Origin of the sequence: Pseudomonas sp. NPDC098740, assembly GCF_044760065.1 — a bacterium.
Lineage (GTDB): Bacteria > Pseudomonadota > Gammaproteobacteria > Pseudomonadales > Pseudomonadaceae > Aquipseudomonas > Aquipseudomonas rossensis.
The window spans coordinates 62,126-87,263 of sequence record NZ_JBIWAM010000005.1; the positions used below are offsets into that span (position 1 = coordinate 62,126).

Below are 25,138 nucleotides of genomic sequence, written 5' to 3' on the forward strand. Positions count from 1 at the left end.
ACGACACACAGGCCCTACGCCAAGGAACTATCAGATGTCGCCTACCTTTCACCGTCTGCTATTGGCGCCGTTGTTCGGGCTCTGCCTGAGCGCTGGCGCTGCGCCGCTGGATGAACCGCTCAAACCACTGCCGGCGGTGCCCCAGCAGAATCCGCTGCGGATCGAACTCGGTCGCCAGTTGTTCAACGAGACACGCTTGTCGGTCAACAACTCACTGTCCTGCGCCAGTTGCCATCGACTGGAAAAGGGCGGCGCCGACAACAAGGCATTTTCCATCGGCTTCGCCGGCCTTCCGGTCACGATCAACACGCCCAGCGTGTTCAACTCCAGCCTGAATTTCCGGCAATTCTGGAACGGCCGCGCCGACACCCTGGAAACCCAGATCCACGAAGTGGTGCAGAGCCCCAGTGAAATGGGCAGTAACTGGGTACACGTGGTGGAAATGCTGTCCGCTGACCCGGCTTATAAGACCTCGTTCAGTAACGCCTACCCCGACGGCGTGACCATGAACAATGCGCAAAATGCCCTGGCCACCTACGAACGCACGTTGATCAGTGCCAACTCGCGTTTCGACCAATACCTGCTGGGTGATACCGACATTCTCACCCGGGAGGAAAAATACGGTTATCAACGCTTCAAGGATTACGGCTGCATCGCTTGCCATCAAGGGGTGAACATCGGCGGCAACATGTACCAGAAGTTCGGGGTCATGGGTGATTACTTCCAGAAACGTGGCAATCCTACCGAAACTGACCTGGGCCGTTATCTGGTCACCAAGGATGACGAGGACCGCAATGTGTTCAAGGTGCCGAGCTTGCGTAATGTCGCCGTGACCGCGCCGTACTTTCATGACGGTTCGGCCAAAACCCTCGAAGAGGCGGTGGACGTGATGTTCAAGTTCCAGCTCGGCCGTGACCCCTCTGTCGACGACAAGACCCTGATCATCAAATTCCTCAAGACCCTGACCGGCGAATGGGGAGGCAAGCCCTTATGAATATTTCCCGTCGTCGCAACCTGATGCTGCTCGGTTTGATAGCCGTGCTGCTGGCCTCGATGTTGCTGTTCCTGTACCTCAAATCCAGTTCGAACCAGACGACGAACTACGCCGAATCCCGGGACCTGATCGGCCGGATCAAACAACTGAACGCGCAGTGGGAAACCGAGATTCTCAAGGCCAGGATCGCCATCAGTCACAACTACGATCCACTGGTCACACCACCGACCCAGATGTCGGCGCTATGGGAACGGTTCGACACCATGGAATCCAGCCACGGTCGTAACGAATCACCCATCTGGCGTGCGAGCCATGATGCCTACCTCACCGCCATCCAGGAAAAGACCCGTCTGGTGGAACAGTTCAAGTCTCACAATGCGGTGCTGCGCAACTCGCTGGCATTTCTGCCGACCGCAGAAGACGACATTCAAGGGCAACTGACCCAGGTGATGGATGGCGACAAACTGCAACTGCAGAACATCGCCACCGACACCTATGACTTGCTGCTCAGCAGCCTGGAGTTCGCTCAGGTCACCTCAGACGACAAGGCCGCCGACATCCTGCTCGGGCTGAACAAACTGGGGGTGAACAAACTACGATTGCCGGAGCCGTTCCACAGCCCGATCGATATTCTGAGCAACCACATCGCGCTGATCCTGCGCGAACAACCCGTGGTCAATCGGTTACTGGAAAGCATCGAAGGCGTTCCCGTGGCCCAACGCCTGGACGACATTACCAACCTGCTGAACACCGAGCAGCAGCAGACCGATGCGGTCGACCAGCGCTATCACTTCTACATGCTGTTGTTTTCGGTGCTGCTGGTGTTGCTGCTGGTGTACCTGGCGATTCACCTGATGCGCAGTTTCACGGTGATCAATCGCGTCAACAAAGCCCTGCAAACCGCCAATGACGATCTGGAGCTGCGGGTTGAAGAGCGCACCCGCGAACTCAAGGATACCCAGAGCGAACTGCTCGACACCGCGCGTCAGGCCGGCATGGCCGAGATCGCCACCAATGTGCTACACAACGTCGGCAACGTGCTCAACAGCGTGAACATTTCGGCCGACCTGGTGACCCGCAAACTGCGCGCCAGCAAAGCGCAGGGCCTGGGCAAGGCCATGCAGTTGATCAACGACCATCAAGGTGACCTCGGCACCTTTCTGACCGAGGACGCGAAAGGCAAGTTGCTACCGGGTTACCTGAATCAACTGGTGGACGCGATAGCCCTCGAACAACAAGGCATGACCGACGAACTGGCCCAGCTGACCAAAAGCGTGGACCACATCAAGGACATCGTCGCCACCCAGCAGTCCTACGCGGGCGCCAACAGCCTGATGGAACCGCTGCACATCAGCGAATTGCTGGAAGACGCCCTGCGCATGAACTCCGGCGCCCTGACCCGACACCACGTCACGGTGGTCAAGGAGTACAGCGATGTACCGCAAGTCATGGGTGACAAGCACCGGTTGCTGCTGATCCTGATCAACCTGATCAGCAACGCCAAATACGCCATGTCCGACCTCAGCAATCGCCCGCGACAAATGACCCTGGGGGTCAAAATCGTCGAAGACAAGACCCTGCAAGTCAGCGTCAAGGACGACGGCGAAGGCATCGCCGAGGAAAACATGACGCGCATCTTTGCCCACGGGTTTACTACCCGCAAGGAAGGCCATGGCTTCGGCCTGCACAGCTGCGCCCTGGCCGCCATTGAGATGAATGGCCACCTCACCGCCCATAGTGACGGGCCAGGCAAAGGGGCGATGTTCACGTTGCAGATCCCGCTGAAAACCGTAGCGGAGGAAGCATGAGCGAGCTTTCGAACCGACGCATTCTGCTGATCGATGACACCCCGTCCATTCACGTGGATTTCCGCAAGATTCTCACACCCATGCCGGAGCAGACCGTCGAACTGGACGAGATGGAGGCTGCGCTGTTTGGCAGCGAAGTTAAACCAACCAGTGCACTGTTCGAGCTGGACTCGGCCTATGGCGGCCAGGAAGGCCTGGGCAAACTGAACGAAGCCTTGCAGCAAAACCGCCCCTACGCCCTGGCCTTCGTCGACATGCGCATGCCCGAGGGCTGGGACGGTGCGCAGACCATCGAACATTTGTGGCAGGCCGACCCGCGCCTGCAAGTGGTGGTGTGCACCGCCTATTCCGACTACTCCTGGGATGAACTGCTCGATCGATTGAAGGCCCATGACCGGCTGCTGATCCTGAAAAAGCCGTTCGACAACATTGAAGTCCAGCAAATGGCCAACACCTTGCTGACCAAATGGGACATGACCGAACGGGCCAGCGTGCAGATGGACCATTTAGGGCAAATGGTCGAACGCCGAACCCGGCAGTTCACAGAGGCCAGCGTTGAGTTGCAGCGGGAAATCGACGAGCGCAAACAGCTTGAAACCCAATTGGTGCAATCGGAAAAACTCGCGTCATTGGGCCAACTCGCGGCCGGCGTCGCTCATGAAATCAACAACCCCATCGGCTTCATTTCCTCCAACCTCGGCACCCTGGATGGCTACTTCAAACAGCTGCAGGAAATGCTCGACGCCTATAGGGATGCGGAAGAGGCGATCGGTTCCAGCGAGCTCGTCGAGCGTTTGAACCAACTGCGCGAACGGGTCGAGCTGGAATTCCTGCGCGAGGACATTCCGCTGCTGATCAAGGAATCCAAGGACGGCATCAACCGGGTCGGGCAGATCGTCAAGGACCTGAAGGACTTCTCCCGGGTGGACTCCAATCAGGAATGGCAGTGGGCCAATCTGCAACAGGGCATCGAATCGACCTTGAACATTGTCGCCAACGAACTCAAGTACAAGGCCGATGTGCTCAAGGAATATCAGGTCCTGCCCGACATCGAATGCCTGCCTTCGCAAATCAATCAGGTGATCATGAACCTGATCGTCAACGCCTCTCAGGCCATCGGCCCGGAGCGCGGCACCATCACCTTGCGCACCGGGCTTGAAGCGGAAACGGTGTGGATCGAGGTCGCAGACACCGGCGTCGGCATTGCGCCGGACTGCCTGCAAAAAATCTTCGACCCGTTCTTTACCACCAAACCGGTGGGCCAGGGGACGGGGCTGGGGTTGTCCCTGTCCTATGGCATCGTGAAAAAACATCGGGGGGATATTACGGTGCGCAGTGAAATCGGCGTGGGAACCACGTTTCGAGTCCAGTTGCCGATTCACCAATCAAAGCTGGCAAGCTGAACGCCAATCAAATGTGGGAGCGAGCTTGCTCGCGATGGCGGTGTGTCAGTCAACATGCATAGCGACTGACACGCCCCTATCGTCGGAACGCCGCCCGGAGCAAGCTCGCTCCCACAGGTTCTTTAGCAGTCAGGCAATTATGTGGCTTCCTGGAAATCCATCTCCGGTGGCTGGCGACGGAAGCCGCCGGTCAGCACCGCCAGGTACACCACGCCAATCGCCAGCCAGCTCAGGCCCAGATAGATCGCCAGGTGATCGAGGCTGACCATCAGCCACAAATCCGCCGCCAGACCGATAAACGGGAACAGCAGGAACAACACGAATTCACGCAGCCCTTTGTTCTCACCGCCAATCCAGTAGTGAAAGATCACCGACAGGTTCACCAGACTGAACGCCAGGAACGCGCCGAAGTTGATGAACGAGGTCGAGGTGGTGACGTCCAGTTTCAGTGCCAGCAACGCGACCACGGCGCACAGCAGGATGCTGTTGACCGGCGTGCCAAAGCGTTCATGCAAAGTGCCGAAGAACGATTTTGGCAGCACACCGTCACGGCCCATGGCGAACAACAGCCGCGAGCCGCTGGCCTGAGCCGACAGGCCCGACGCAAACTGGCCGACGATCAGGCCGATCAGGAAGATCGACACGAACACATCACCACCGATGTTGCGGGCAATTTCATAGGCCGCCGAGTCGACGCTGTCGAACTGGAACGACGGATGCGCGATCTGCACGAAGTACGACACACCGACGAAGATCAGTCCGCCGATCAGGGTGATCAGCATGATCGCTCGCGGGATGGTGCGGCGCGGGTCGCGGGTTTCTTCGGTCAGGGTGCTGACCGCGTCAAACCCGAGGAATGAATAACAGGCGATGGCTGCACCGCTCATGATCAGCGGCATCTGCATGTCACCGTTGAAGAACGGTTTGACCGACCACAACGGCGTGCTCGCGTCGCCACCGACGTAGTGCACGCACAGCGCAACGAAGGCGATCAGCACCAGGAACTGCACCAGCATCAGTAACGCGTTGATGCCGTTGGCCAGTTTCAGACCGACGATGTTGATCGCACTGGTGATGCCGATGAACGCCAGCACCCAGATCCACTGCGGCAAGGCCGGGAAGGCGGAGTTGAGGTAGGCCGAGCCGATCAGCCAGATCGCCATCGGCAGGAACAGGTAGTCGAGCAGCACGGCCCAACCGGCGATGAAACCGAGTTTCGGGCTGATCGCCTTGCGGACATAACTATAGGCCGAGCCAGCGACGGGAAACGCCGAGGCCATTCGGCCGTAACTCATGGCGGTGAAAAACATCGCCACCAGCGCCGCCAGGTATGCGGCCGGGACCATGCCGGCGGTGGATTGAGCGAGGATGCCAAAGGTGCCGAGCACAATGATCGGCGTCATGTAGGCGATGCCGAACAGCACCACCGAACCCAATGACAGGGTGCGTTGCAAACGAGCCATGAGCGACTACTCCGAATTATTAGATTTATGGCAGAGCCGAGTTCGGCGCTAAATTTCGGGTGTTTCGTTGTTGTTCTGGTTTTTTGGCCGACAGAGATGTGTTGCCTGTCAGGGCCTCTTCGCGGGCAAGCCCGCTCCCACAGGTGTATCTGTCGTGCGCAAATTCTGTGTTCACTGAACATCCCTGTGGGAGCGGGCTTGCCCGCGAAGAGGCCCGCCCTGACAACACAGGATCCGGATCAGCTCTGAGGAATCATCAGCTCCCGCAATCCACAAGCATGCTCGACAATCTCCCCCGGCAACCGCAGCCGCTGATCATCCAGATACCGATAATCCTGCCGCGCCGCCGTCAGCTGATTCAGGTCCAGTTCAACCGCAAACTGCCCCTCCTCGCGCCCGGCCTCGAACAACAAAGTCCCCAGCGGATCCACCAGCGCACTGCCGCCCGCGAACACCAACCCGCCATCGCCCTCTTCCACCCGGTTGACCATCAGCGCAAACGCCTGGTTTTCCTGGGCGCGGGCCATGATCGCGGTGCGGTGAGTCGGGCCGTACGGGTCCATGTTGCCGTTGGTGACGATCAGCAGTTCGGCACCTAATTGCGCCAGGGCCCGGGCGGTTTCCGGGAATTCGATGTCGTAGCAAATCAGCAGGCCGACCCGCACACCGTTCCACTCACACGTGGCGTAACGGTCGCCGGCCTCGAACACCCCGCGATCCGACGCCCACAGGTGCGTCTTGCGATATTTCAGCGCGATACCTTCGGGGGTGATCAGCAGCGTGGTGTTGTAGAAGCGGCCGTTGTCGTTCTCGGCCATGCCGATCACCACGGCGATGTTGTGTTCACGGGCAGCAGCCAGCACTGCACTGACGGTCGGACCGTCCAGCGGTTCGGCGGTTTCAGCCAACGCCTCGAGGGACGGGAAGCCCATCAGGTGGGTTTCGGGAAACACGATCAGCTGCGTATCGGCAGCACAGGCAGCCATCGCCTTCAGAGCGCGTTCGAGGTTGTAAGCCGTGTCGTTGTCACGGCCCGCCAACTGGGCGAGTTCGACTTTCATGGGTATTCCTTGTTCTTAACCAGGCTGGCAGAAAGATTGCCCGGTCGGTGTCTGTGCGCCAGTATGCGCAGCAAGCCACCGGCCGGGGAATCACGCCGCTGGGGTAACCCGATAGGGGTAGAGGCATGACACTCTCGTTAGACGACATCGCTTGGCACCGCTCGGTCGGGCAACTGATCGACGCCCTGGACAAGCCCAATTTCTGGACGCAGCTGGTACGGTTGCTGGATCAGTACGTGACCTTCGACAGCTGGGTGGCGCTGCTTTTCAGCGCCGATCAGCACCCGCAAGTGTTCGCCGAATGCCCGGGCGCGGACGGCAGTCCCGATCAATTGTTCCAGGACTATCTGCGCGGCTTGTATCTGCTCGATCCGTTCTACATCGCCTGTCGCGAGCAGTCGCGCACCGGGCTCTATCGCCTGTCGGAAGTGGCGCCGGAGCACTTCGAGCTGACCGAGTATTACCAGCGCTACTTTCGTCTGAATGTGGTGGCCGATGAAATCCAGTTCAATTGCCAGCTCGAAGGCGACCGCACGCTGTGCCTGTCACTGGGCAGCAAGCAACGTTTCAGCGGCCAGCAGATTGCCTTGCTGTCGCTGATCCAGCCCTGGGTGCTCGGCCTGTTGCGCCAGCGCCTGCCCTACGAAATCAACGAAGTCGTGGCCCTCGCACCAGCACCACCGCAAGTTGACTGGCGCGTGCAGCTGGAAGCGTCGGTACAGCAACTCAAAGGCGCGCAATTGACCGCCCGGGAGCTGGATGTCGGGCGCTTGATGCTCAGCGGCTGCTCCAGTAAAGAAATCGCCCGCAAGCTGGAAATCTCTGTCGAAACCGTGAAAGTCCATAAGAAACACATGTACAGCAAACTGGGGATCAAATCCCAGTCAGAGCTGTTTTCGATTTTTCTCCAGGCACAGAATGCCTGACACACCGCTGAGGCGCTTTTATGTGGGAGCGAGCTTGCTCGCGATAGCGGTTTCATATTCAACATGGATGTTGACTGACCCGGCGCCATCGCGAGCAAGCTCGCTCCCACAGGGATCTTTGTATCCATGCACCCTGCTGTGTTGAACACAATTGAGTCCGAACCCAAGGAAACCGTATGAGCCTGTCACTCCTGAGCCGCTACGCCTTCTTTGCCGTCTGTGTGATGTTTACCCTCGCCAGCCTGCCCTTCCTGGAGCACGACTGGCTCTGGCCGATCACCGTCGTCACCGGCATTCTCAGCCTCGTGGGCCTGTTCGATCTGCTGCAAAGCCCTCACGCGGTGCGCCGTAATTACCCGATCCTCGGCAACATCCGCTATCTGGTGGAGGGTATTCGCCCGGAAATCCGCCAGTACCTGCTCGAATCCGACAGCGACGCCCTGCCCTTCTCCCGGGCCCAGCGTTCGCTGGTCTATTCACGGGCCAAAAACGAAAGCGCCGACAAACCCTTCGGCACGTTGATCGACGTGTATCAGTCGGGTTTCGAATTCATCGGCCACTCCATGCGCCCGGCGCCGTTGAGCGACCCGAGCAGTTTCCGGGTCATCGTCGGCGGCCCGCAATGCACGCAGCCGTACTCGGCGTCGGTGTTCAACATCTCGGCCATGAGCTTCGGCTCCCTCAGCGCCAACGCCATTCGCGCGTTGAACCAGGGGGCGAAACTCGGCAACTTCGCCCACGACACCGGCGAAGGCAGCATCAGCGCCTATCACCGGGAAAACGGCGGCGACCTGACCTGGGAACTCGGCAGCGGCTACTTTGGCTGTCGCACCGCTGACGGGCGCTTTGACCCTGAACGCTTCGCGGCACAAGCGCAGACGCCCCAAGTACGGATGATCGAAATCAAGATGAGCCAAGGCGCCAAGCCCGGTCATGGCGGGATCCTGCCCAAGCACAAAGTCACCAAGGAAATCGCCGAAACCCGCGGCATCCTGATGGGCGAAGATTGCATCTCGCCGTCGCGGCATAGCGCGTTTTCCACGCCGATTGAACTGATGCACTTCATCGCGCAGTTGCGCGAACTGTCCGGCGGCAAACCGGTGGGCTTCAAGTTTTGCCTGGGCCACCCGTGGGAATTCATGGGCATCGCCAAGGCCATGCTGGAAACCGGCATCCTCCCCGACTTCATCGTGGTCGATGGCAAGGAAGGCGGCACCGGCGCCGCGCCCGTGGAATTCACCGACCACATTGGTGTGCCGATGCGCGAAGGCCTGTTGTTCGTGCACAACACGCTGGTCGGCCTGAACCTGCGAGACAAAATCAAACTCGGCGCCAGCGGCAAGATTGTCAGCGCCTTCGACATTGCCAGCGTCCTGGCCATCGGCGCCGACTGGGCCAACGCGGCACGCGGCTTCATGTTCGCCATCGGTTGCATCCAGTCGCAAAGCTGCCACACCAACAAATGCCCGACCGGTGTCGCCACCCAGGACACCCTGCGCCAACGCGCACTGGTGGTTCCGGACAAGGCCCAACGCGTCTTCAACTTCCACCGCAACACGCTCAAGGCCCTGGCCGAAATGCTCGCCGCTGCCGGGTTGGAACATCCTTCGCAATTGTCGGCCAAGCATTTGGTGCGGCGCATGTCGGCGACCGAGATCAAACTGTTCTCGCAGTTGCATGTGTTCCTGAAACCGGGGGAGTTGCTGACCGGTGAAGTGAATGGCGAGTTTTACTCGCGGATGTGGCAGATGGCGCGGGCGGACAGTTTTGAGCCGAATGAGTTGGCTGCCGCGTAAACAACGTTTGAACGCCAACCTCATCGGGAGGTTGGCATTACATCAAGGAAGAACACCATGCTGAAAGTCATCGCTCAGGATTTCATCAAACCCGAACACATTGAAACCGTTCGCCCGTGGTACGCCGAACTGGTCGAGAAGACTCGACTGGGACCTGATTGCATCGCTTACGACTTGTTCATTGATCAAAAAGACCCCGGGCACTTTATCTTCATCGAACAATGGCCGAATCAGGCGGCGCTGGATGCTCATTGCCAGTCGGAGCATTTTCGGCGGCTGGTACCGCAGATCAACGCTTACCAGGCCAGGGATTGCATTGTCGTGCGGATGGATGCGTTCTGACGCCCGCCGTCACCAGTGCAGCGTCTTAATCGGCGCTGGCTCTTTCATGACAATAAAACCGTAATCGCCGAGCAGATAAATCCGGTAGTACTGGCTCTCCACCACCGGTGGATAACCCTGATAACCCACCCTCGTCGCGTTACGTCGCTCCTTCTCCGCAACGACGTTGGTTATGCCCACTTTCGGCAGGTTCTCGGCCAGCATGAAGAAGTCGATGTTCAGCAGATAGTGCAACACCGGCATCTGCTTGAACGAGCCCGCCGCCCCCCGCAGCCAGTGATCGGAATAGGTCACTGACATGTAAATGCGCTTGGCCTCGAGCAGCTGTCGATTCGACGCGATGTCGTGCTCAAGACTCAATAGCGCGCTGGACGCGAAGGCTTTCTGCACGGTCAGCACGCGTCCATAGGCGTACGACAGCGAAAGCATCGCCAGCAGTGGAACCATCAACAACAACGGCAGCCGCTCGTGGATTCGTGCCAGCGCCAGATGGCTCAAATAGAACAACAGCACCAACAGAACTGCGAAGCCCATCAGGGTCCTGGCGCCTTCATTGAAGTCCCGGAACAACAGCGCGACACCCGACACCAGCAGCGCCACGACCGGCAATGTCAGTAAACACACCAGGCCAATCAGGATCTTCTTCAGCCCTGTGTCCTGACGATCCAACACGTTCAGCCCAAGTCGGACACTGCCGGCAATGGCACACAGCAGCAATGCGGCGAACACCCAGGCAAATCCGCCGTGAAACAGCAGCACGACTTTTTCCAGCACCCGGGCGATGTTGATTTGAAGTTGCAGCAGAGGCTGCGCCGTCCAGTTCAACAACAAGGTGCGATTTCCATTCATGAACGGATAAGCACTGACGCTGTAAATCAACCAGCCCAGGATGGCCTGCGATATTTTCCAGCCGATCAACTCGCACCACTGCGGCCAGTCCAGCTTGTTGTTCGCGCTCCTGAGCAGTTCCAGACAACACAGGCCCAGAAACACATTGAGGCTCACCTGATAGAGCCCCAATGCCAGCGCAATCAGGAACGAGGGCACCAGCCAATGAACAATGCGCGAGGGATGACGGAAGCTGATCGCGTAGATGACCGCCACCACACTCAACGCCATGGCGGGGCCGTCGTATTGATAGGACAGGTTTTGTAGAAAGAACGGGTTGTACCAGAGCGGCAATGGCACCAGGCAGCAGGCAATCGTCGGTTGCGGGTAGTAATGGAACGTCAAACTCGTCAACGCCGCGGCCATGGCCAGCGTGGCGATCAATAGCGGCAGCGGAAAGATGTTCGGCGCGGCATTGCTGAAGGTCAGCAGGTTGTAGAACAGCTCGGTGAATAACCGCCCCTGCTCCGCCCAAGCCATACCGGCCGACAACGATCGCCAGTTGTCATCGATATACGGGTAGTCCGCGAGGATCAGCGGCACCACATACACAAAGGTCGCCAACAGAAAAAACAGCCAGACCTGCCGACGTCCGAGTTCCTTGCTGAAAAAGTCGCTGAACCTGCCCATGCTAAATTCCGAGCCGGTCTTTGCCGCCAATGATGTCTTTCACCACATAGCGCGGCCGATGTTTGGCTTCGATGTAGATGCGGCCGACGTACTCACCGAGGATGCCGATGCCGATCAGCTGCACGCCACCGAGAAACAGAATCGCGGTCATCAACGACGGGTAACCGGGGACGCTGTTGCCGAAGAAAATCTTGTCCAGCACCATGTACACCGCGTAGAGCACCGCGAAGATCGAAATACCGCCACCGACGTAAGTCCATAAACGCAACGGCACCGTACTGAACGAGGTCACGCCTTCCAGCGCCAGGTTCCAGAGTTTCCAGCCATTGAACTTGCTGGTGCCCGCCGCTCGCGCGGCTCGCTCGTATTCCACCACCACGGTGTTGAACCCGGCCCATGACAGCACCCCCTTCATGAACAACTGGTGTTCGGGAAGCGCACGAATCACGTTGACCACCTTGCGATCCATCAGCCGGAAATCCCCGACATTTTCTTCGATGCGGGTGTAAGCGATACGGTTCAGCACACGGTAGAACAACGACGCGCTGTGGCGTTTCAGGTAACTTTCGGCGGTGCGATCCCGGCGTTTGGCGAGCACCACATCCGCGCCTTTTTGCCATTGGTCGATCAACCGCGGGATGACGCTGATCGGGTCCTGCAAATCGACATCCATGGGAATCACCGCATCGCCGGTGGCATATTCCAGGCCGGCGAACAACGCCGGTTCCTTGCCGAAATTGCGCGAGAAGTTGATCAGCAATACCTGTTCATCGGCCTGCGCCAGGGCCTTGACCTCTTCAGCCGTCCGGTCGGAACTGCCATCGTTGATGAACACGATTTCGACCTCAGCCTGGTCAAGCCTCAACTCGCGACGCACGGCCTGATAAAACAGGCTGATCGCCTGTTCTTCATTGAATACCGGAACGATCAACGAGACTTTCATGCGTTACGCTCGCGAAAGACCACGTACTTTGAAACCAGAAAGCCCAGCACCAGGCTCAACGCCGAAAAAATAGCCACCGTCAGCAGACCGTGAAGTCTCCACACGTCGCCTGCATGACCGACGCCCAGACTCAGCGCCCCCATGGCTCCCAAGAATAGAAGATAACCGCCGACCGACGCCTTGGCATCGAAGGTGTACAGCGCGTTCATATAGAAGGAAAACGAGGCGGCAACGCAGAAGGCTGCCAGGTTGCTGACAGCCTGACTGACGCCGGCCCCCACGCTCAGCAGGAAAAAAATTTGCCAGTGGATCAGCGTGTTGGCGACCCCGACTACCGTGTAGCTGGAAAATCCTTTCCACAAGAGCCTCATGGTGATTCCCCTGTTTCAGTTCATAAAACTTTGAACTTGTCTACTGTCAGAAATCACAGGTCTGACTGCCTTTCAGACCAGCGGTCAGGGCTGACCTCAACCCCGGGAGACATCCCGAAATACCCCGGTTTTGCAATTACCTGCGAATCACGCCACCCTGCGCGCCGCCGTTGTGCGGCGCGCAACCTTTGGCGCCTTCGGCTACTCCTTATTCTCAACACCCGTTCACGAGCCCGCCGTCATGACGTTTGAGCGCGATCACCGAATCGACTTTTTTCGCGGCCTGGCACTGATCTTCATTTTTTGGGATCACGTGCCTCACAACCCCCTAGGCCAAATCACCCTGCGCAATGTCGGTTTCAGCGATGCCGCAGAAATATTCGTGTTTCTCGCCGGCTACGCGGCCGTTCTGGCCTACGGCAAAATCCTTGCGCGCGATGGTTACCTGATCGCCTGCGTGAAGATTCTGCGGCGCGCCTGGGTGCTCTACGTGGTCCATATTTTCCTGCTGGCCATGCTGATGGGCATCGTGTTCTTCGCCAACAGTCATGTGGAGACCCGCGATCTGGTGGAGGAAATGGGCCTGCATCACTTCATCACCAACCCCCAGCAAGCGTTGACGGATGAGTTACTGCTGCGCTTCAAGCCGAACCTGATGGACCCGCTGCCGTTGTACATCGTGCTGCTGGCGGGATTGCCACTGGTCCTGCCGTTGCTGGTGCGCAAACCGTGGGCAGTCGTAGCGGTGTCATTGGCGGTGTACCTGCTGGCACCGCGGTTTGGCTGGAACCTGGCGGCCATCAAGGACGGCGTGTGGTACTTCAACCCCGTCACCTGGCAACTGCTGTTTATCCTCGGTGGCTTTGCGGCGATTCACGGGCTGCGGCCACGGTTGCCCGACACTCGCCCGCTGTTGCGCCAGCCCTTGTTTGTCAGCGCGGCGGTGTACGTGGTGGTGACCGGCGTGATTACTGTCTCCTGGCGCTGGCCGGAAATACACGATGCCGTGATGCCAGCCAGCCTGAGCAACCTGCTGTACCCGATCAGCAAGACCGATCTGTCGCCGGTCCGTCTGCTGCACTTCCTGGCGCTGGCTTATGTCACCGCCAGGCTCTTGCCCGGCAACGGCTGGACGCAAAACTGGCTGGCGCAGCAATGCTGTCGCATGGGGCGCTACTCACTGGAAGTTTTCTGCCTCGGCGTGCTGTTGGCGCCTTTGGCGGACATGCTCAACGCCCTGACCGACGATGCGTTTGCCATGCAGGTTTTCACAGCGTTGGTGGGTGCCGGGGTGATGGCGTTGCTGGGGGCGTGGCTGGACTTCAATAAACGCCTGAATCGATCAGTGCAAACCGCGACAGCCTGAAATGCAAAAGCCCCGGCCAAAATGGACCGGGGCTTTTTTGTTTCAGGCGTTACGCCTTACGAAGCCGAACGCACCGCACCCTGCGACACATTGGTCGGTTGCAGCTTGAACACGTAGAACAACACCGTCAGCAGGACCAGGAACGCCGGGCCCACATAGAGCGCCACGCGAGTGTCCGGGAAGTACGCCATCAGGCCGACCACCAGCACCAAAAACGCCAGCGCCAGATACGAGCTGACCGGGTACAACCACATCTTGTATTTCAGGCCGGCACGTTCGCTGGCGCTCAGGCCTTTGCGGAACTTGAGCTGGGCCAGCAGGATCATCACCCAGGTCCAGATCGCGCCGAAGGTGGCAATCGCCGTCACCCAGACAAATACTTTCTCAGGCACCAGGTAGTTGAGCAGCACGCCCAGCAACAAGGCACCGATCGACAGCAGCAAGGCGCGACGCGGCACGCCGTTGTTCGAGGTCTTGGCGAAGCCGGCCGGGGCCTGACCGTTCTGCGCCAGGCTGTAGAGCATGCGCCCGGTGCTGAAGATGCCGCCGTTGCAGGACGACAGTGCAGCAGTGATCACCACAAAGTTGATGATGCCGGCGGCGGTCTTGATGCCCAGACGCTCGAAGGTCATCACGAACGGGCTGCCCTGAGTGCCGATTTCGTTCCACGGGTAGATCGACAGAATCACGAACAGTGCGCCGACGTAGAACAGCAGAATCCGCCAGAACACCGAGCCGATCGCATTGGGAATGGTCTTCTGCGGGTTCTTCGCTTCACCGGCGGTCAGGCCGATCATCTCGACGCCGAGGTAGGCGAACATCACCATTTGCAGCGACATCAACACGCCTTGCACGCCGTTGGGCATGAAGCCGCCGTGCGCCCAGAGATTGGAAATCCCCAGCGCCACGCCGTCGTTGCCGAAGCCGAACGCGATCACGCCGATACCACCGACCACCATCGCAATGATGGTGACGATCTTGATCAGGGCGAACCAGAACTCGAACTCACCGAAGGCTTTCACCGCGATCAGGTTGATCGAGCCCATGCTGATCAACGCGGCGAGTGCCCAGATCCAGCGCGGCACATCGGGGAACCAGACGCCCATATACACCGCCACCGCGGTGATTTCCGCAACGCAGGTCACCAGCCACAGGAACCAGTAGTTCCAGCCGGTCAGGAAGCCCGCCAAGGGGCCGAGGTAGTCTTGAGCATACCGACTGAAGGAGCCGGCGACCGGGTTGTGCACCGCCATCTCGCCGAGGGCGCGCATGATCACCAGGATCGCCAGACCGCCGATGATGTAAGAAAGCATGATTGCCGGGCCAGCCATCTCGATGGCCTTGGCCGAACCGAGGAACAGACCGACGCCGATACAGGCACCGAGCGCCATCAAGCGAATATGCCGTTCGCCGAGTTCGCGTTTGAGCGGGCCGCCTTGAGCGGTCTCGCCATTGGGCAGGTGATTGCCTGGCATAGGGGTACAACCTCGTCTTGTTATTGGATATGACCACCGAGTGTCGAAGCGCTGACCGGTAAGCCAATGCTTTTTTGAAACCGGGCCTGCTTCGTGGGCAAACCCGTCTTGCAGGACAAAACCTGCAAGATCAGCGGGGCGTGCAGTATAAAAAGCTTCCTACAGGGTTTTTCACTCTATAAACCACAACATTCAGCGAGAAGTCTCGGGAAAAGCCGGGTTTACGGAGGGGCATTACCTGCCTTACGCAGGATTATTCGCCAATGAAACGGCGCGGAGTATTGCACGGTAATGGTGCATCGTCATGCCCCTGCTAAATTAGAGTTTTTCGCTTCGACGGCTCTAATACAAGCGTATCAGGCAACAGACACCGCTTCCCCCTGTAGCAGCTGGCGAAGCCTGCGTTCGGCTGCGCAGCAGTCGTAAACCCGACACCGCGGTATATCAGGCTAACCGAGTTGGTCGCATTGCCGACTGCTGCGCAGCCGAACGCAGGCTTCGCCAGCTGCTACAAAAATCTCCTTGGATCCGGGATAAAAAACAGCAGCAACGGTGTTCACAATTTTTTCACCAACGCCAACCACCGTCTAAGCTTCAGACAAGTCCTCTCAATCTGCGTGAATGGATCAGTCGACTATGGGCGTTTTGTGGCAAACCGATTCGAGAAAAAATGTGGTTCCGACTGAACGTGTGGATGAAGCGCCTTTACCTGAAAAACCCCCTCGCAGTCGTACCAAGCACGGTTGGGGGGCGTTCTGGTTGTTGTTGCTGATAATACTGATTGTCCTGGGGCTGGCCGCGGCCAAGGAAATGCGCACGTCGAAGTTTCAATCCCGGGAACTCAGCCAATTCGCCGCCACCCTGAGCTACGAGCTGAAACCCGGTCCCAGCGATGCCATTCACTATCCCGGCGCCGGTCCTTTCGACCTGCGTCTGGGCTACAGCTTCCTGGATGAATTCCTGCCGCGTCTGATCAAGCGCGACTACGTTGTGGCGTCACAAACCCGGTTTTCCCAAAAACTGATGGACTACACCGACAAGGGCTTTTTCGTGCCCTACGCGGAGAAAATCCAGGCTGGATTGTCGATCACCGATTGCCGTGCTGCACCGCTTTACCAGTACAAATACCCACAACAACTGTATTCAAGCTTTTCGGCGATCCCCCCCGTGGTGGTCAACAGTTTGCTGTTCATCGAAAACCGCTTTCTGCTCGACCCCCGTCAGCCCCGGGCCAATCCTGCCGTGGATTGGCCTCGGTTCGGCATGGCTGCGTGGTCCCAGGTTGCCAAGTTGTTGCACCTGCCGGGCCAGTCGGCGGGCGGCAGTACCCTGGCAACGCAACTTGAGAAGTACCGGCATTCGCCCGATGGCCTGACCGTGTCAGGCGCAGAAAAAATCCGCCAGATGATTTCCGCCAGTGTGCGCGCCTATCAGACCGGACCGGAGACCCTCGAAGCCCGGCAGAACGTGATTCGCGATTACCTCAACAGCGTGCCCCTGTCGGCAGTACCGGGCCACGGTGAAGTGCATGGCATGGCCGAAGGTTTGCGCGTCTGGTACGGCGCCGATTTCAACAAGGCCAACGAGCGGCTGGCCAGCAAGGAGACAGATCCGAAAAGCATGTCGGAAAAAGGTCTGGCCCTGCGTGAGATGCTGTCTTTGATGATTGCCCAACGCCGCCCTTCCCACTACCTGACCAAGGGCCACGATGAACTGGCCGAGCTCACCGATAGCCACATTCGTCTGCTGGCACTCAATAGCGTGATCGATGCGCCACTCGCGGCAGCGGCATTGGCCAGCAAAGTGACCTATCGCGACTGGCAAACGCAGCCAACCATCCAGCCAATCGAAACCAACAAGGGCATCAGCGTGGCACGCAGTCGTCTGGGCGGGTTGCTCAACCGTCCGCTGTACGACCTCGATCGCCTTGATCTTTCCGCCACCAGCACCCTGCAAGGCGAGTTGCAAACCCAGGCTACCGAGTACCTGAAGCATCTGGCCGACCCTGTGTTTGCGGCGCAGATCGGCTTGATGGGCGAACGCCTGCTGACCCCCACCAGTACAACCCAGGTGCGCTACAGCTTCACGCTGTTCGAACTGACCCCAGACGGCTCGCGGGTGCGGGTGCAGACCGACAGCACCGACCAGCCGTTCGATATCAATGAAGGCAGCAAGCTGGAACTGGGCTCCACCGCCAAGATGCGTGTAATGACCACCTATTTGCAGATCATCGCCGAGTTGCACGATAAATACGCAACGATGACCGTCCCGGAACTGAAGAAGGTCGACGTCCCTGATCAGGACCGCCTGAGTCGCTGGGCCGTCGATTACCTGATCCAGAACAAAGACCGCAACTTACCAGGCATGCTCGGCGCTGCACTGGATCGCAAATACTCGGCCAGCCCCGGCGAAGCTTTTTTCACCGGTGGCGGGCTGCACACATTCGTTAACTTTCGCAAAGAAGACAACGGCCGCCTCCCTACCCTGCGCGATGCCCTGCGCGAGTCGATCAACCTTCCGTTCATTCGGCTGATGCGTGACCTGGTGCGCTACACCACGTATTCAGGCACCAACAGCAGCGCCGAATTGCTCAAGGACGACCGCGACCCTCGCCGCCAGGAATACCTGGCCTCATTCGCCGACCGCGAAGGCACGTCGTTCCTGCTGAAGTTCTGGAAGAAATACAAGAACAAGGACACCCAGGCACGGCTCGAGACCTTCCTCGACAGCATGCGCCCGACCCCGATCCGCATGGCCGCGGTGCATCGTTATCTGTTGCCACAGGCCAGTCAGGAAAGCTTCAACATGTTCGTGCGCTCGCACCTCAAAGGCGCCAAACTCACCGAAAAACTGACCGACGAACGCCTCCAACGGCTCTACGAAAGCTACGGTCCTGGCGCCTACGACTTGCCGGACCAGGGCTTCATCGCCAAGGTCCACCCGCTCGATTTGTGGTTGATGGGTTACCTGCTGAACAACCCGGACGCCAAGTTCAGCCAGATCGTCAAAGCCAGCCAGTTCGAACGCCAGGAAGTCTACAGCTGGCTGTTCAAAAGCCGTCACAAGGGCGCCCGCGACAGCCGCATTCGCACCATGCTGGAGATCGAGGCGTTCCTCGACATTCACCAACGCTGGCAGAAAGTCGGCTATCCGTTCGACCATCTGGTTCCGTCGCTCGCCACCGCCATCGGCAGTTCCGGCGATCGTCCGGCAGCATTGGCGGAGCTGATCGGTACCATCCTAAACGACGGCGTGCGCATGCCGACACTGCGCATCGACAGCCTGCATTTTGCAGCGAACACGCCGTACGAAACCAAACTGATCAATGACCCGGATGCCGGTAAACGGGTGATGCCTTCCGAGGTCGCCACGGCCATGCGCGAAGCCTTGTCGCAAGTGGTCGATGCCGGTACGGCCAAACGTGTTTCTGGCAGTTTCATCACGCCGGATGGCAAACCGTTGGCCATGGGCGGCAAAACCGGTACGGGCGATAACCGCATCGAAGCCTTCGGTTCGGGTGGGCGAATTCTGAGTTCGAAATCCATTAACCGCACCGCGACCTTCGTGTTCTACATCGGCGATCGTCACTTCGGCACGATGACTGCGTTCGTGCCCGGGCAATCGGCCGAAGCGTTCAAATTCACCTCGGCCTTGCCTGTGCAAGTGCTCAAGGGGATGGCGCCGATTCTGACGCCGTATCTGCAACCGGGTAGCAGTGTCGCGTGTCAGCCGGTTCCGACATCGCGACTGTGAGCTTTTGCGCAGCAGGTGGTATTTAATTATTTTTCAGATTTGAATACTGACCTGTTTACCGGCTGAAAGCGCCGGTTAGGCACAGATCTTTAGACTGTTGTTTTTAGCCCCGACAGATAGGCTGATCATTCTTAAAACGATCAAGGATGATTGCCATGTCTGACGCTCCCACGCTCGGCCAAAACATGAACAAGGGCCGGCACTACGAGTTCATCAAAAACACCATCAGCAACAACTTCAAAGGTGCCACTGTCGGCAGAGGCCGGGCACTGGCGGCTACTGGATTGAAGATTGAGCCGTGGTACACCACATCGCCCGCCACCCATCATGACAAGCTGAAAGCGGCCAACCTCAAGGCATGGCGTTCGCAGAATACGGTCGACAAACTGTTCGAAAAACTGGACCTCCATTCGTTCGCCGCGCCCCTGCTCCAGGCAGAGCTCAAAAAGCGTTACGGAGTCGAGCATGACGTCAAGACGACCTACGTGCGCCTGTACCTTCCCAAGGATTTGCCCTGGTATGTGATCGACCTGCGGGATGGTGTCACAGCCCGAACCGTGTCCATGCTGGATGCGGCGCTACACAACTTTGCAAAGAGTGAACAGGTTGATACCGGCTCGGACTTCATCACCGAACCCGACCATCGCGGGCACTTCGATGTCCTGCCAATCAAGCGAAAAATGACCATCAGCCAGTTCCAGGCGCTGTGCCGGGAACTGGACATTGGCGCCCGATATAACGCATACCTCGAAAGCTGCCTGCTCCCCGGCGACCCCATGGCCAAAGCCATCCTTCAACAGATGGTGACTGAAAGCCAGAAAGACGCACTCGCCGTCGCCGCGCAACTGGCGCTGATGACCGAGGATATCCAATACGACGCCTACAAACTGATAGTGGCGCTGGCAAAGGACGAACCTCTACCGCTCCTCAATGGGAAACAAATGCTGTGTTGCGATTTCTCCATGATGGGGACGCGTATGACCGGCATTGTTCTTTTGCTTCCTGTCATGCGAGACAGCCGAGGTATTCGACGGCTCATTGCCTATGTTCCCCATGACCCGGATCACCCGCTCAAGGAATACGAATCAACAGACGCCTTCATGACGGAACTGGCGCGCCAGTTGCGCGAAAACAAGGTCGGCGCCTCAGCAAGGCAGAGTTACCGACAATTCTTCAGCCAGTTTGTCGATCAACAGCAGCGCGGGCATTTTTTTGCCAATCTGGATCGAGGCCTCACCACCATCAAATGGCATGACAAAGAAGATCGGACGGATCAACGTCCGGCGTGGCGCGAAGAACCTGTGCCTCACCTTCGCTTGCAGTTCCAGTCTCTGCCAGTTCCTCGGAGTTACTGGACATATGCCTACCAGCAGAAACTCAACAAGGTCCTCAACGACGCGCGTGAAATCGCCGTGTCCACCGCTGACACAGATATCAAGGCGCGCTGGGCCTGGTGGGACAACTTCAAGAAAGTCGTATCGGACCTTTTCAACGTCGCCCTGTTGATCGCCACGCCATTCGTGCCGGGTCTGGGCGAACTGATGATGGCCTACACCGCTTATCAACTGACGAGTGATGTCATTGAAGGAGTTGTCGATCTGGCCGAAGGTCTGGCAGTTGAAGCAGCCGAGCATATGATCAGCGTGGTGACGGACGTCATTCAACTGGCGGCGTTCGGGGCGGGTGCAGCGATTGGAAGCACGCTTCGATTCAAATTGTCGGCGCTGGTCGAGGGCATGAACCCGGTCACGTTGCCCAACGGCAAACAGTCGCTGTGGCATTCCGATCTCAAGCCTTATGAACAAGCCAGTCTGAACCTGCCCACTGATTCGAAACCCGACGTCCTCGGCCTGCATCGACACCTCAATCAGGACATCCTGCCGCTTGAAGGCAAGCTCTACGCCGTTGAAACCACTTCGCACGACCCGAGCGCCACGCACCGCCTCAAACACCCCTCCCGACCGAATGCCTACTCGCCGAAGCTCGAACACAACGGCAGCGGCGCCTGGATGTTCGAGGGCGAGAATCCGGGCGATTGGGAAGGTGAAACGCTGATGCGTCGCCTCGGCCATAGCGTCGAGCGCTTTACGCCAATCGAGCGCGAACAGATTCGCATCAGCAGCGGTACCGACGAAGGGGAACTGCGGTGGATGCATATCGAGCATGCACCACCGCCGCCGCTGCTGGTCGACGCGATCAAGCGCTTCGGCGCCTTTGACGAGGTGCAGATCGCCAGTGCAAACATCCGTGCCGGACGACCGCTCGACCCATCGTCCGTGTGGTTCGTACCACAGCTGACAAAGCTCCAGGGCTGGCCCGCCGAACGGGCGCTGAAGGTTTATGAACGGTCTGACTTGACTGGTCAGTCACGCACCTATGGCAACGCCAAAGCAACTGACACCAATACCCTGAGCATCGGCCTGCCGGAGCTCCTGTCCGGCCGGCTGTCCGAACGCGTTTCTGTCTTTTTGAATGACACCGAAATCAACGCCCTGCTGGGTCGCGAAGTACCACGCGCCAAACGCGTCCAAGCAGTGCGTGACCGATTGGCGGAGGCCGTCGATCAGCATCAGGGCGAAATTTCCAAACGCCTGTACCAGGCGGGTGAGCGGTCGAACAGGGCGCAAACCCGCGTGCTGAAACAGACGTTCCCGGACATGCCGCTCCCGCTTGCGGAAAAAGTCCTGGCTCAAGCAAAGCCAGCCGAACTGCGGCGAATAGCCGATGAAAGTCGCCTGCCCCTAAGGGTCAAGACCCTGGCGCGCGAAGTGAATTTCGAAGCGTCCACCGCCCGCGCCTACGACGGTTTTTATCGCGACGAAATGATGGTGCCGAACACTGAGATGCTAGCGTTGAGAACCCTGACACTTCATAACGAGAGCCTGAGCGATTTTCGCATTGAGGTGCGAGATGGCGTATTTGACGGCCCGCTACGCTGTAGTGTCGGCCCCGATGATGCCTCGACGGTACGGCTACTGATCCGCGATGAGCAGGGCCGCTACGAGGTGCTCGACGGGGACAACCGGCAGCTGCACAAAGCCGGTGACTTCTACGAAGCGATACTGAATGCCCTGCCCGACGACAAGCGCACGGCATTGGGTTACGCGCGCGGTCACGGTCGCCAGCTTAAACTGTGGATCATGGAAATCTCCGCGCCGTCGGGCGAACGCCGAACATTGCTGGCGGAGCCGCCCATTCGCGCCGTTGCCACGACTGAAACCGCCAATCTGGTGCGTGGTCCGTTCTGGTTCTTTGGCGAAAAAACCCCGGAGCAGAGGATCAAGGACCTGCATCCGCAATTGAGCGATCAGCAAGTCACCAGGTTTCTTCAGGCATTGCGTGCCAAGGGCGATCCCAACCAGGCCATAGACCGCATCAGGGATGACCTCAAGCAATTGCGCAACACTTTACAGGCGTGGCGGGACAACCAACCGACTCAATTCGACAGTGTCGGGGATCCCATCGCCGGGATTAACAGGGACTTCCTGCAAAACGGCGGAAGGCATATCGAGGAACGGCTGCTTGAGTGCTTCGAACGCAAGAGCGAAGCGTTCGGCGAGCGCAGCATCCTTGCGCACGGGGGCTATACGCTGGACCTTTCCTCCGAAATCAGGGGTCCGGATCTCGAGAGTTGGTGGAAGCAAGTGCGCAAGCTGGCCGACATCAGCAAATACCTTGACCAGATCACCGTGCTGAACCTGGACAAAGCGCGTTTTTCGGTCGACAGCAACGGTCTATTGAACGACTTCCCGAACCTTCATCAGCTGAGTGCCCGCAACACAGGATTGACCACGGTGCCATCCGATATCGGCAAGCTGGGTCAGCTGACAACCCTGGATTTGGCTGACAACCGAATCAGTCTGAGTGCCAATTCGCTCGAGCAGTTGAGCAACCTCACCAACCTGGAAACTCTGAGGCTGGACGGCAATCCGCTGCGCCAGCCCCCGAATGTCGGTGGCATGCGCGACTTGAAAGTATTAGGTCTGGCAAATACCGGTATCGAAGACTGGCCGCAAGGTCTTTTCAGCGACGCGGCCGGCGAGAGAAACCGCCCGCGTGGTTTTGCTCTCGACATGCGCCAATGCCCGATCAAGACCGTACCGGAGGTCGCACCAGGGTCGGATCAAGCGTTCATCCTGGCACGTGCGCGATTCGGCACCATGCGGCTTTCCGATGCCGACCGGATCCGTTTTGGCGACTACCGCGAATCCGTGGGCTTTGCCCGTCAGCAGGCCTATTCAGGAGCTGTAGAGGATGAACTGAGCCATTGGAAGCCGTCCTCGACCGCACCATCGGTTTTCGATTTGTCCGAGGGTTACAAAGTACACAGGGAAGAGTCCTGGCACGATGTGATGGCCGAACCCGGCTCCACCGATTTTTTCAGGGTCATCAGTAAGCAGAGAGAAAGCCAGGACTACCAGGACGTCGGAGCTCGCAAGCAGTTGACCAAGCGCGTCTGGCAAATGATCGATGCCATGGCGCTGGACTCCGATTTGCGCGAAGAACTTTTTAAACAGGCCAATGATCCCGAGAGCTGCGCGGATGCCGGGGCGCAGCTGTTCAACAACATGGGGCTCAAAGTACTGGTGTCGCAAGCGTACACAGAATCGGCGTCCCCCACGGTGCTCGACGACAAACTGGTCAGGCTGGCCCGTAGCGCCGCTCGCCTGGAAAAGGTCGGTGATATCGCCAGAGCCGAAATCAGCAGCCAGAAGCAAAAGTTTCTGATCAATCCGGCAAACAACACCCCTCCGGATAATGTGGAAGTGCACCTGGCGTTTGAAACGGGACTGGCAAAACGCCTGGAGTTGCCGTGGCAGTCCGAGGGCATGCTGTTTGAACCGAGATCCGGGGTAGATCGGGCAAAAATCGACACAGCCTATGACACGATCATCGAACGGGAGAAAGGCGACGGGCTGGTCAATGGGATGGTCGATTCATTCGAGAACCCGTTCTGGGAGCAACATTTGCGTAAAACCTACCCTGAACAGTTCGAGTCGAACGATCAACTTTTCAAGGAAAAACAAGGGCAGCTCGAAGAGCTGCGCGAGGTTCAAAACCAGTGGGCAAATAATCAGGACAGGGCTCAGACAACACCGCTTCAGAAAAAACTGGAAGCGTTGGCCCGAGCGCTGAACGTTCCAGAGAAAGACGTGTTCAGTGGCGAAAAAATGAGCACGTCGTTTTACAACAGGCTGGTGCAAGACATGGGCTATGCACGGAACGAGTTGGCCAGAAACCTGACCCGGGCAGCGATGGCACGAGCCGGGCTTTGAAAATGTAACGCGCCTGGGGATCTTTTGATTGACCCTACGCCAGCGCCGAGTCTTATCACTCGGCGCTGCTTCTCGATCGACACATTGCTCAGCCCACTTCCGAATCCCGGATATCGAGGCGCCTGTTTCAGCTCACTCCCCCGGCGCCCTGGCGCTGAACAACAACAGTACGTTGCCGCTGTAATCCCCCGGGCGGTATCCCCCGGACGGCATCACCGGATCGATCTCCAGCAACACCCGCTTGCCCGCCGCCGCCTCGGCCGCCGACACCACTTGGCGCGGAACACTTTCAGGGCTCAATTCCACGCCGTTGAAACTGACCCGCAACGCAATGTCGTCGCCCGGCTTGCCGTTCGACAGGTACGGCGCTGCGTCCAGGCGCGCTTCAATGGCGCTGGTGTCATGCCGCACATCGAAGTGCTTGCGCACGCTGCTCAGGGTCGATGTCGAGGGGTTCCAGTTCAACCGCTGCGGCCGGTGAATCCAGTCCGGTTCGGCCGGGATCAGGTAGAACGAGCGCGTCGGGATGCTCACGGATACCTCGAAGGTGTGCTCTTCCCGGGCAGCCCATGTCAAAGAGCCCATCAGTGCGGTCATTGCCGTCAGCGCGACGGCGGCGCATTGCTTGATCATGTTCAATACC

Annotated in this window: 16 protein-coding genes; 9 read left to right on the top strand and 7 right to left on the bottom strand. The window is 58.5% G+C overall.

Annotated elements, in window-relative coordinates:
• Positions 1-34 precede the first annotated feature (34 nt).
• The 3 genes from ACIQU2_RS07875 to ACIQU2_RS07885 are packed head-to-tail and all read left to right on the top strand — an operon-like array spanning position 35 to position 4,205.
• Entirely contained in the window at positions 35-994 is a 960-nt protein-coding gene (locus ACIQU2_RS07875; RefSeq protein WP_403139853.1) for a cytochrome-c peroxidase, read from the top strand.
• Complete coding sequence (locus ACIQU2_RS07880; protein WP_403139854.1) at positions 991-2,802, top strand: DAHL domain-containing protein; 1,812 nt, start codon at positions 991-993, stop codon at positions 2,800-2,802. Before ACIQU2_RS07875 ends, ACIQU2_RS07880 begins: the two co-directional genes overlap by 4 nt.
• Positions 2,799-4,205, top strand: a complete 1,407-nt coding sequence (locus tag ACIQU2_RS07885) for an ATP-binding protein (RefSeq protein ID WP_403139855.1) — start codon at positions 2,799-2,801, stop codon at positions 4,203-4,205. The genes ACIQU2_RS07880 and ACIQU2_RS07885 overlap by 4 nt, the downstream gene beginning before the upstream one ends.
• A 137-nt stretch (positions 4,206-4,342) precedes the next feature.
• Here the strand turns inward: ACIQU2_RS07885 and ACIQU2_RS07890 are convergent, their stop codons facing one another.
• Both ACIQU2_RS07890 and ACIQU2_RS07895 read right to left on the bottom strand, forming a co-directional pair.
• Positions 4,343-5,668 carry an APC family permease gene (locus ACIQU2_RS07890; RefSeq protein ID WP_403139857.1) on the bottom strand — a complete coding sequence of 442 codons (1,326 nt, stop codon included), beginning with the start codon at positions 5,666-5,668 and terminating at the stop codon, positions 4,343-4,345.
• A gap of 239 nt (positions 5,669-5,907) precedes the next feature.
• Positions 5,908-6,729: a carbon-nitrogen hydrolase family protein gene (locus ACIQU2_RS07895; protein ID WP_403139859.1), complete on the bottom strand. Its 822-nt coding sequence runs from the start codon at positions 6,727-6,729 to the stop codon at positions 5,908-5,910.
• A 125-nt stretch (positions 6,730-6,854) separates the two neighbouring features.
• On the opposite strand from ACIQU2_RS07895, the gene ACIQU2_RS07900 reads away from it, so the two are divergent.
• The 3 genes from ACIQU2_RS07900 to ACIQU2_RS07910 all read left to right on the top strand — a co-directional run bounded on the left by ACIQU2_RS07900 (position 6,855) and on the right by ACIQU2_RS07910 (position 9,793).
• Complete coding sequence (locus ACIQU2_RS07900) at positions 6,855-7,655, top strand: LuxR C-terminal-related transcriptional regulator (protein WP_008147857.1); 801 nt, start codon at positions 6,855-6,857, stop codon at positions 7,653-7,655.
• A gap of 176 nt (positions 7,656-7,831) precedes the next feature.
• Positions 7,832-9,451: an FMN-binding glutamate synthase family protein gene (locus tag ACIQU2_RS07905; RefSeq protein WP_403139861.1), complete on the top strand. Its 1,620-nt coding sequence runs from the start codon at positions 7,832-7,834 to the stop codon at positions 9,449-9,451.
• Positions 9,452-9,508: 57 nt separating this feature from the next.
• On the top strand, positions 9,509-9,793 hold the full coding sequence (locus tag ACIQU2_RS07910; protein WP_056742041.1) for a putative quinol monooxygenase: 285 nt from the start codon (positions 9,509-9,511) through the stop codon (positions 9,791-9,793).
• Between the two features lie 9 nt (positions 9,794-9,802).
• On the opposite strand, the gene ACIQU2_RS07915 is transcribed toward ACIQU2_RS07910, so the two are convergent.
• Genes ACIQU2_RS07915 through ACIQU2_RS07925 form a run of 3 tightly spaced genes read right to left on the bottom strand, consistent with a single transcriptional unit; the run spans position 9,803 to position 12,625 of the window.
• Positions 9,803-11,311, bottom strand: a complete 1,509-nt coding sequence (locus ACIQU2_RS07915; protein ID WP_403139863.1) for a glucosyltransferase domain-containing protein — start codon at positions 11,309-11,311, stop codon at positions 9,803-9,805.
• A 1-nt stretch (position 11,312) separates the two neighbouring features.
• Positions 11,313-12,254 carry a glycosyltransferase family 2 protein gene (locus ACIQU2_RS07920; protein WP_403139864.1) on the bottom strand — a complete coding sequence of 314 codons (942 nt, stop codon included), beginning with the start codon at positions 12,252-12,254 and terminating at the stop codon, positions 11,313-11,315.
• Complete coding sequence (locus ACIQU2_RS07925) at positions 12,251-12,625, bottom strand: GtrA family protein (protein WP_403139866.1); 375 nt, start codon at positions 12,623-12,625, stop codon at positions 12,251-12,253. Before ACIQU2_RS07925 ends, ACIQU2_RS07920 begins: the two co-directional genes overlap by 4 nt.
• 241 nt (positions 12,626-12,866) lie before the next feature.
• Between ACIQU2_RS07925 and ACIQU2_RS07930 the strand changes: the two genes are divergently transcribed.
• Positions 12,867-13,991, top strand: a complete 1,125-nt coding sequence (locus ACIQU2_RS07930) for an OpgC family protein (RefSeq protein WP_403139867.1) — start codon at positions 12,867-12,869, stop codon at positions 13,989-13,991.
• A gap of 56 nt (positions 13,992-14,047) precedes the next feature.
• On the opposite strand, the gene ACIQU2_RS07935 is transcribed toward ACIQU2_RS07930, so the two are convergent.
• Positions 14,048-15,466: an amino acid permease gene (locus ACIQU2_RS07935; protein ID WP_134417354.1), complete on the bottom strand. Its 1,419-nt coding sequence runs from the start codon at positions 15,464-15,466 to the stop codon at positions 14,048-14,050.
• A gap of 636 nt (positions 15,467-16,102) precedes the next feature.
• On the opposite strand from ACIQU2_RS07935, the gene ACIQU2_RS07940 reads away from it, so the two are divergent.
• Both ACIQU2_RS07940 and ACIQU2_RS07945 read left to right on the top strand, forming a co-directional pair.
• The gene (locus tag ACIQU2_RS07940; protein WP_403139869.1) at positions 16,103-19,219 is read left to right on the top strand and encodes a transglycosylase domain-containing protein; all 3,117 of its coding nucleotides are present in this window, start codon (positions 16,103-16,105) and stop codon (positions 19,217-19,219) included.
• 155 nt (positions 19,220-19,374) lie between these two features.
• The gene (locus ACIQU2_RS07945) at positions 19,375-24,495 is read left to right on the top strand and encodes an NEL-type E3 ubiquitin ligase domain-containing protein (protein ID WP_403139870.1); all 5,121 of its coding nucleotides are present in this window, start codon (positions 19,375-19,377) and stop codon (positions 24,493-24,495) included.
• Positions 24,496-24,627: 132 nt separating this feature from the next.
• On the opposite strand, the gene ACIQU2_RS07950 is transcribed toward ACIQU2_RS07945, so the two are convergent.
• Positions 24,628-25,128, bottom strand: a complete 501-nt coding sequence (locus ACIQU2_RS07950; protein WP_403139871.1) for a CS1 type fimbrial major subunit — start codon at positions 25,126-25,128, stop codon at positions 24,628-24,630.
• Positions 25,129-25,138: the final 10 nt, after the last annotated feature.

Coding starts and splice junctions, on each gene's coding strand:
- ACIQU2_RS07875 (WP_403139853.1), top strand. CDS start 35: ATGTCGCCTACCTTTCACCGTCTGCTATTGGCGCCGTTGTTCGGGCTC.
- ACIQU2_RS07880 (WP_403139854.1), top strand. CDS start 991: ATGAATATTTCCCGTCGTCGCAACCTGATGCTGCTCGGTTTGATAGCC.
- ACIQU2_RS07885 (WP_403139855.1), top strand. CDS start 2,799: ATGAGCGAGCTTTCGAACCGACGCATTCTGCTGATCGATGACACCCCG.
- ACIQU2_RS07890 (WP_403139857.1), bottom strand. CDS start 5,668: ATGGCTCGTTTGCAACGCACCCTGTCATTGGGTTCGGTGGTGCTGTTC.
- ACIQU2_RS07895 (WP_403139859.1), bottom strand. CDS start 6,729: ATGAAAGTCGAACTCGCCCAGTTGGCGGGCCGTGACAACGACACGGCT.
- ACIQU2_RS07900 (WP_008147857.1), top strand. CDS start 6,855: ATGACACTCTCGTTAGACGACATCGCTTGGCACCGCTCGGTCGGGCAA.
- ACIQU2_RS07905 (WP_403139861.1), top strand. CDS start 7,832: ATGAGCCTGTCACTCCTGAGCCGCTACGCCTTCTTTGCCGTCTGTGTG.
- ACIQU2_RS07910 (WP_056742041.1), top strand. CDS start 9,509: ATGCTGAAAGTCATCGCTCAGGATTTCATCAAACCCGAACACATTGAA.
- ACIQU2_RS07915 (WP_403139863.1), bottom strand. CDS start 11,311: ATGGGCAGGTTCAGCGACTTTTTCAGCAAGGAACTCGGACGTCGGCAG.
- ACIQU2_RS07920 (WP_403139864.1), bottom strand. CDS start 12,254: ATGAAAGTCTCGTTGATCGTTCCGGTATTCAATGAAGAACAGGCGATC.
- ACIQU2_RS07925 (WP_403139866.1), bottom strand. CDS start 12,625: ATGAGGCTCTTGTGGAAAGGATTTTCCAGCTACACGGTAGTCGGGGTC.
- ACIQU2_RS07930 (WP_403139867.1), top strand. CDS start 12,867: ATGACGTTTGAGCGCGATCACCGAATCGACTTTTTTCGCGGCCTGGCA.
- ACIQU2_RS07935 (WP_134417354.1), bottom strand. CDS start 15,466: ATGCCAGGCAATCACCTGCCCAATGGCGAGACCGCTCAAGGCGGCCCG.
- ACIQU2_RS07940 (WP_403139869.1), top strand. CDS start 16,103: ATGGGCGTTTTGTGGCAAACCGATTCGAGAAAAAATGTGGTTCCGACT.
- ACIQU2_RS07945 (WP_403139870.1), top strand. CDS start 19,375: ATGTCTGACGCTCCCACGCTCGGCCAAAACATGAACAAGGGCCGGCAC.
- ACIQU2_RS07950 (WP_403139871.1), bottom strand. CDS start 25,128: ATGATCAAGCAATGCGCCGCCGTCGCGCTGACGGCAATGACCGCACTG.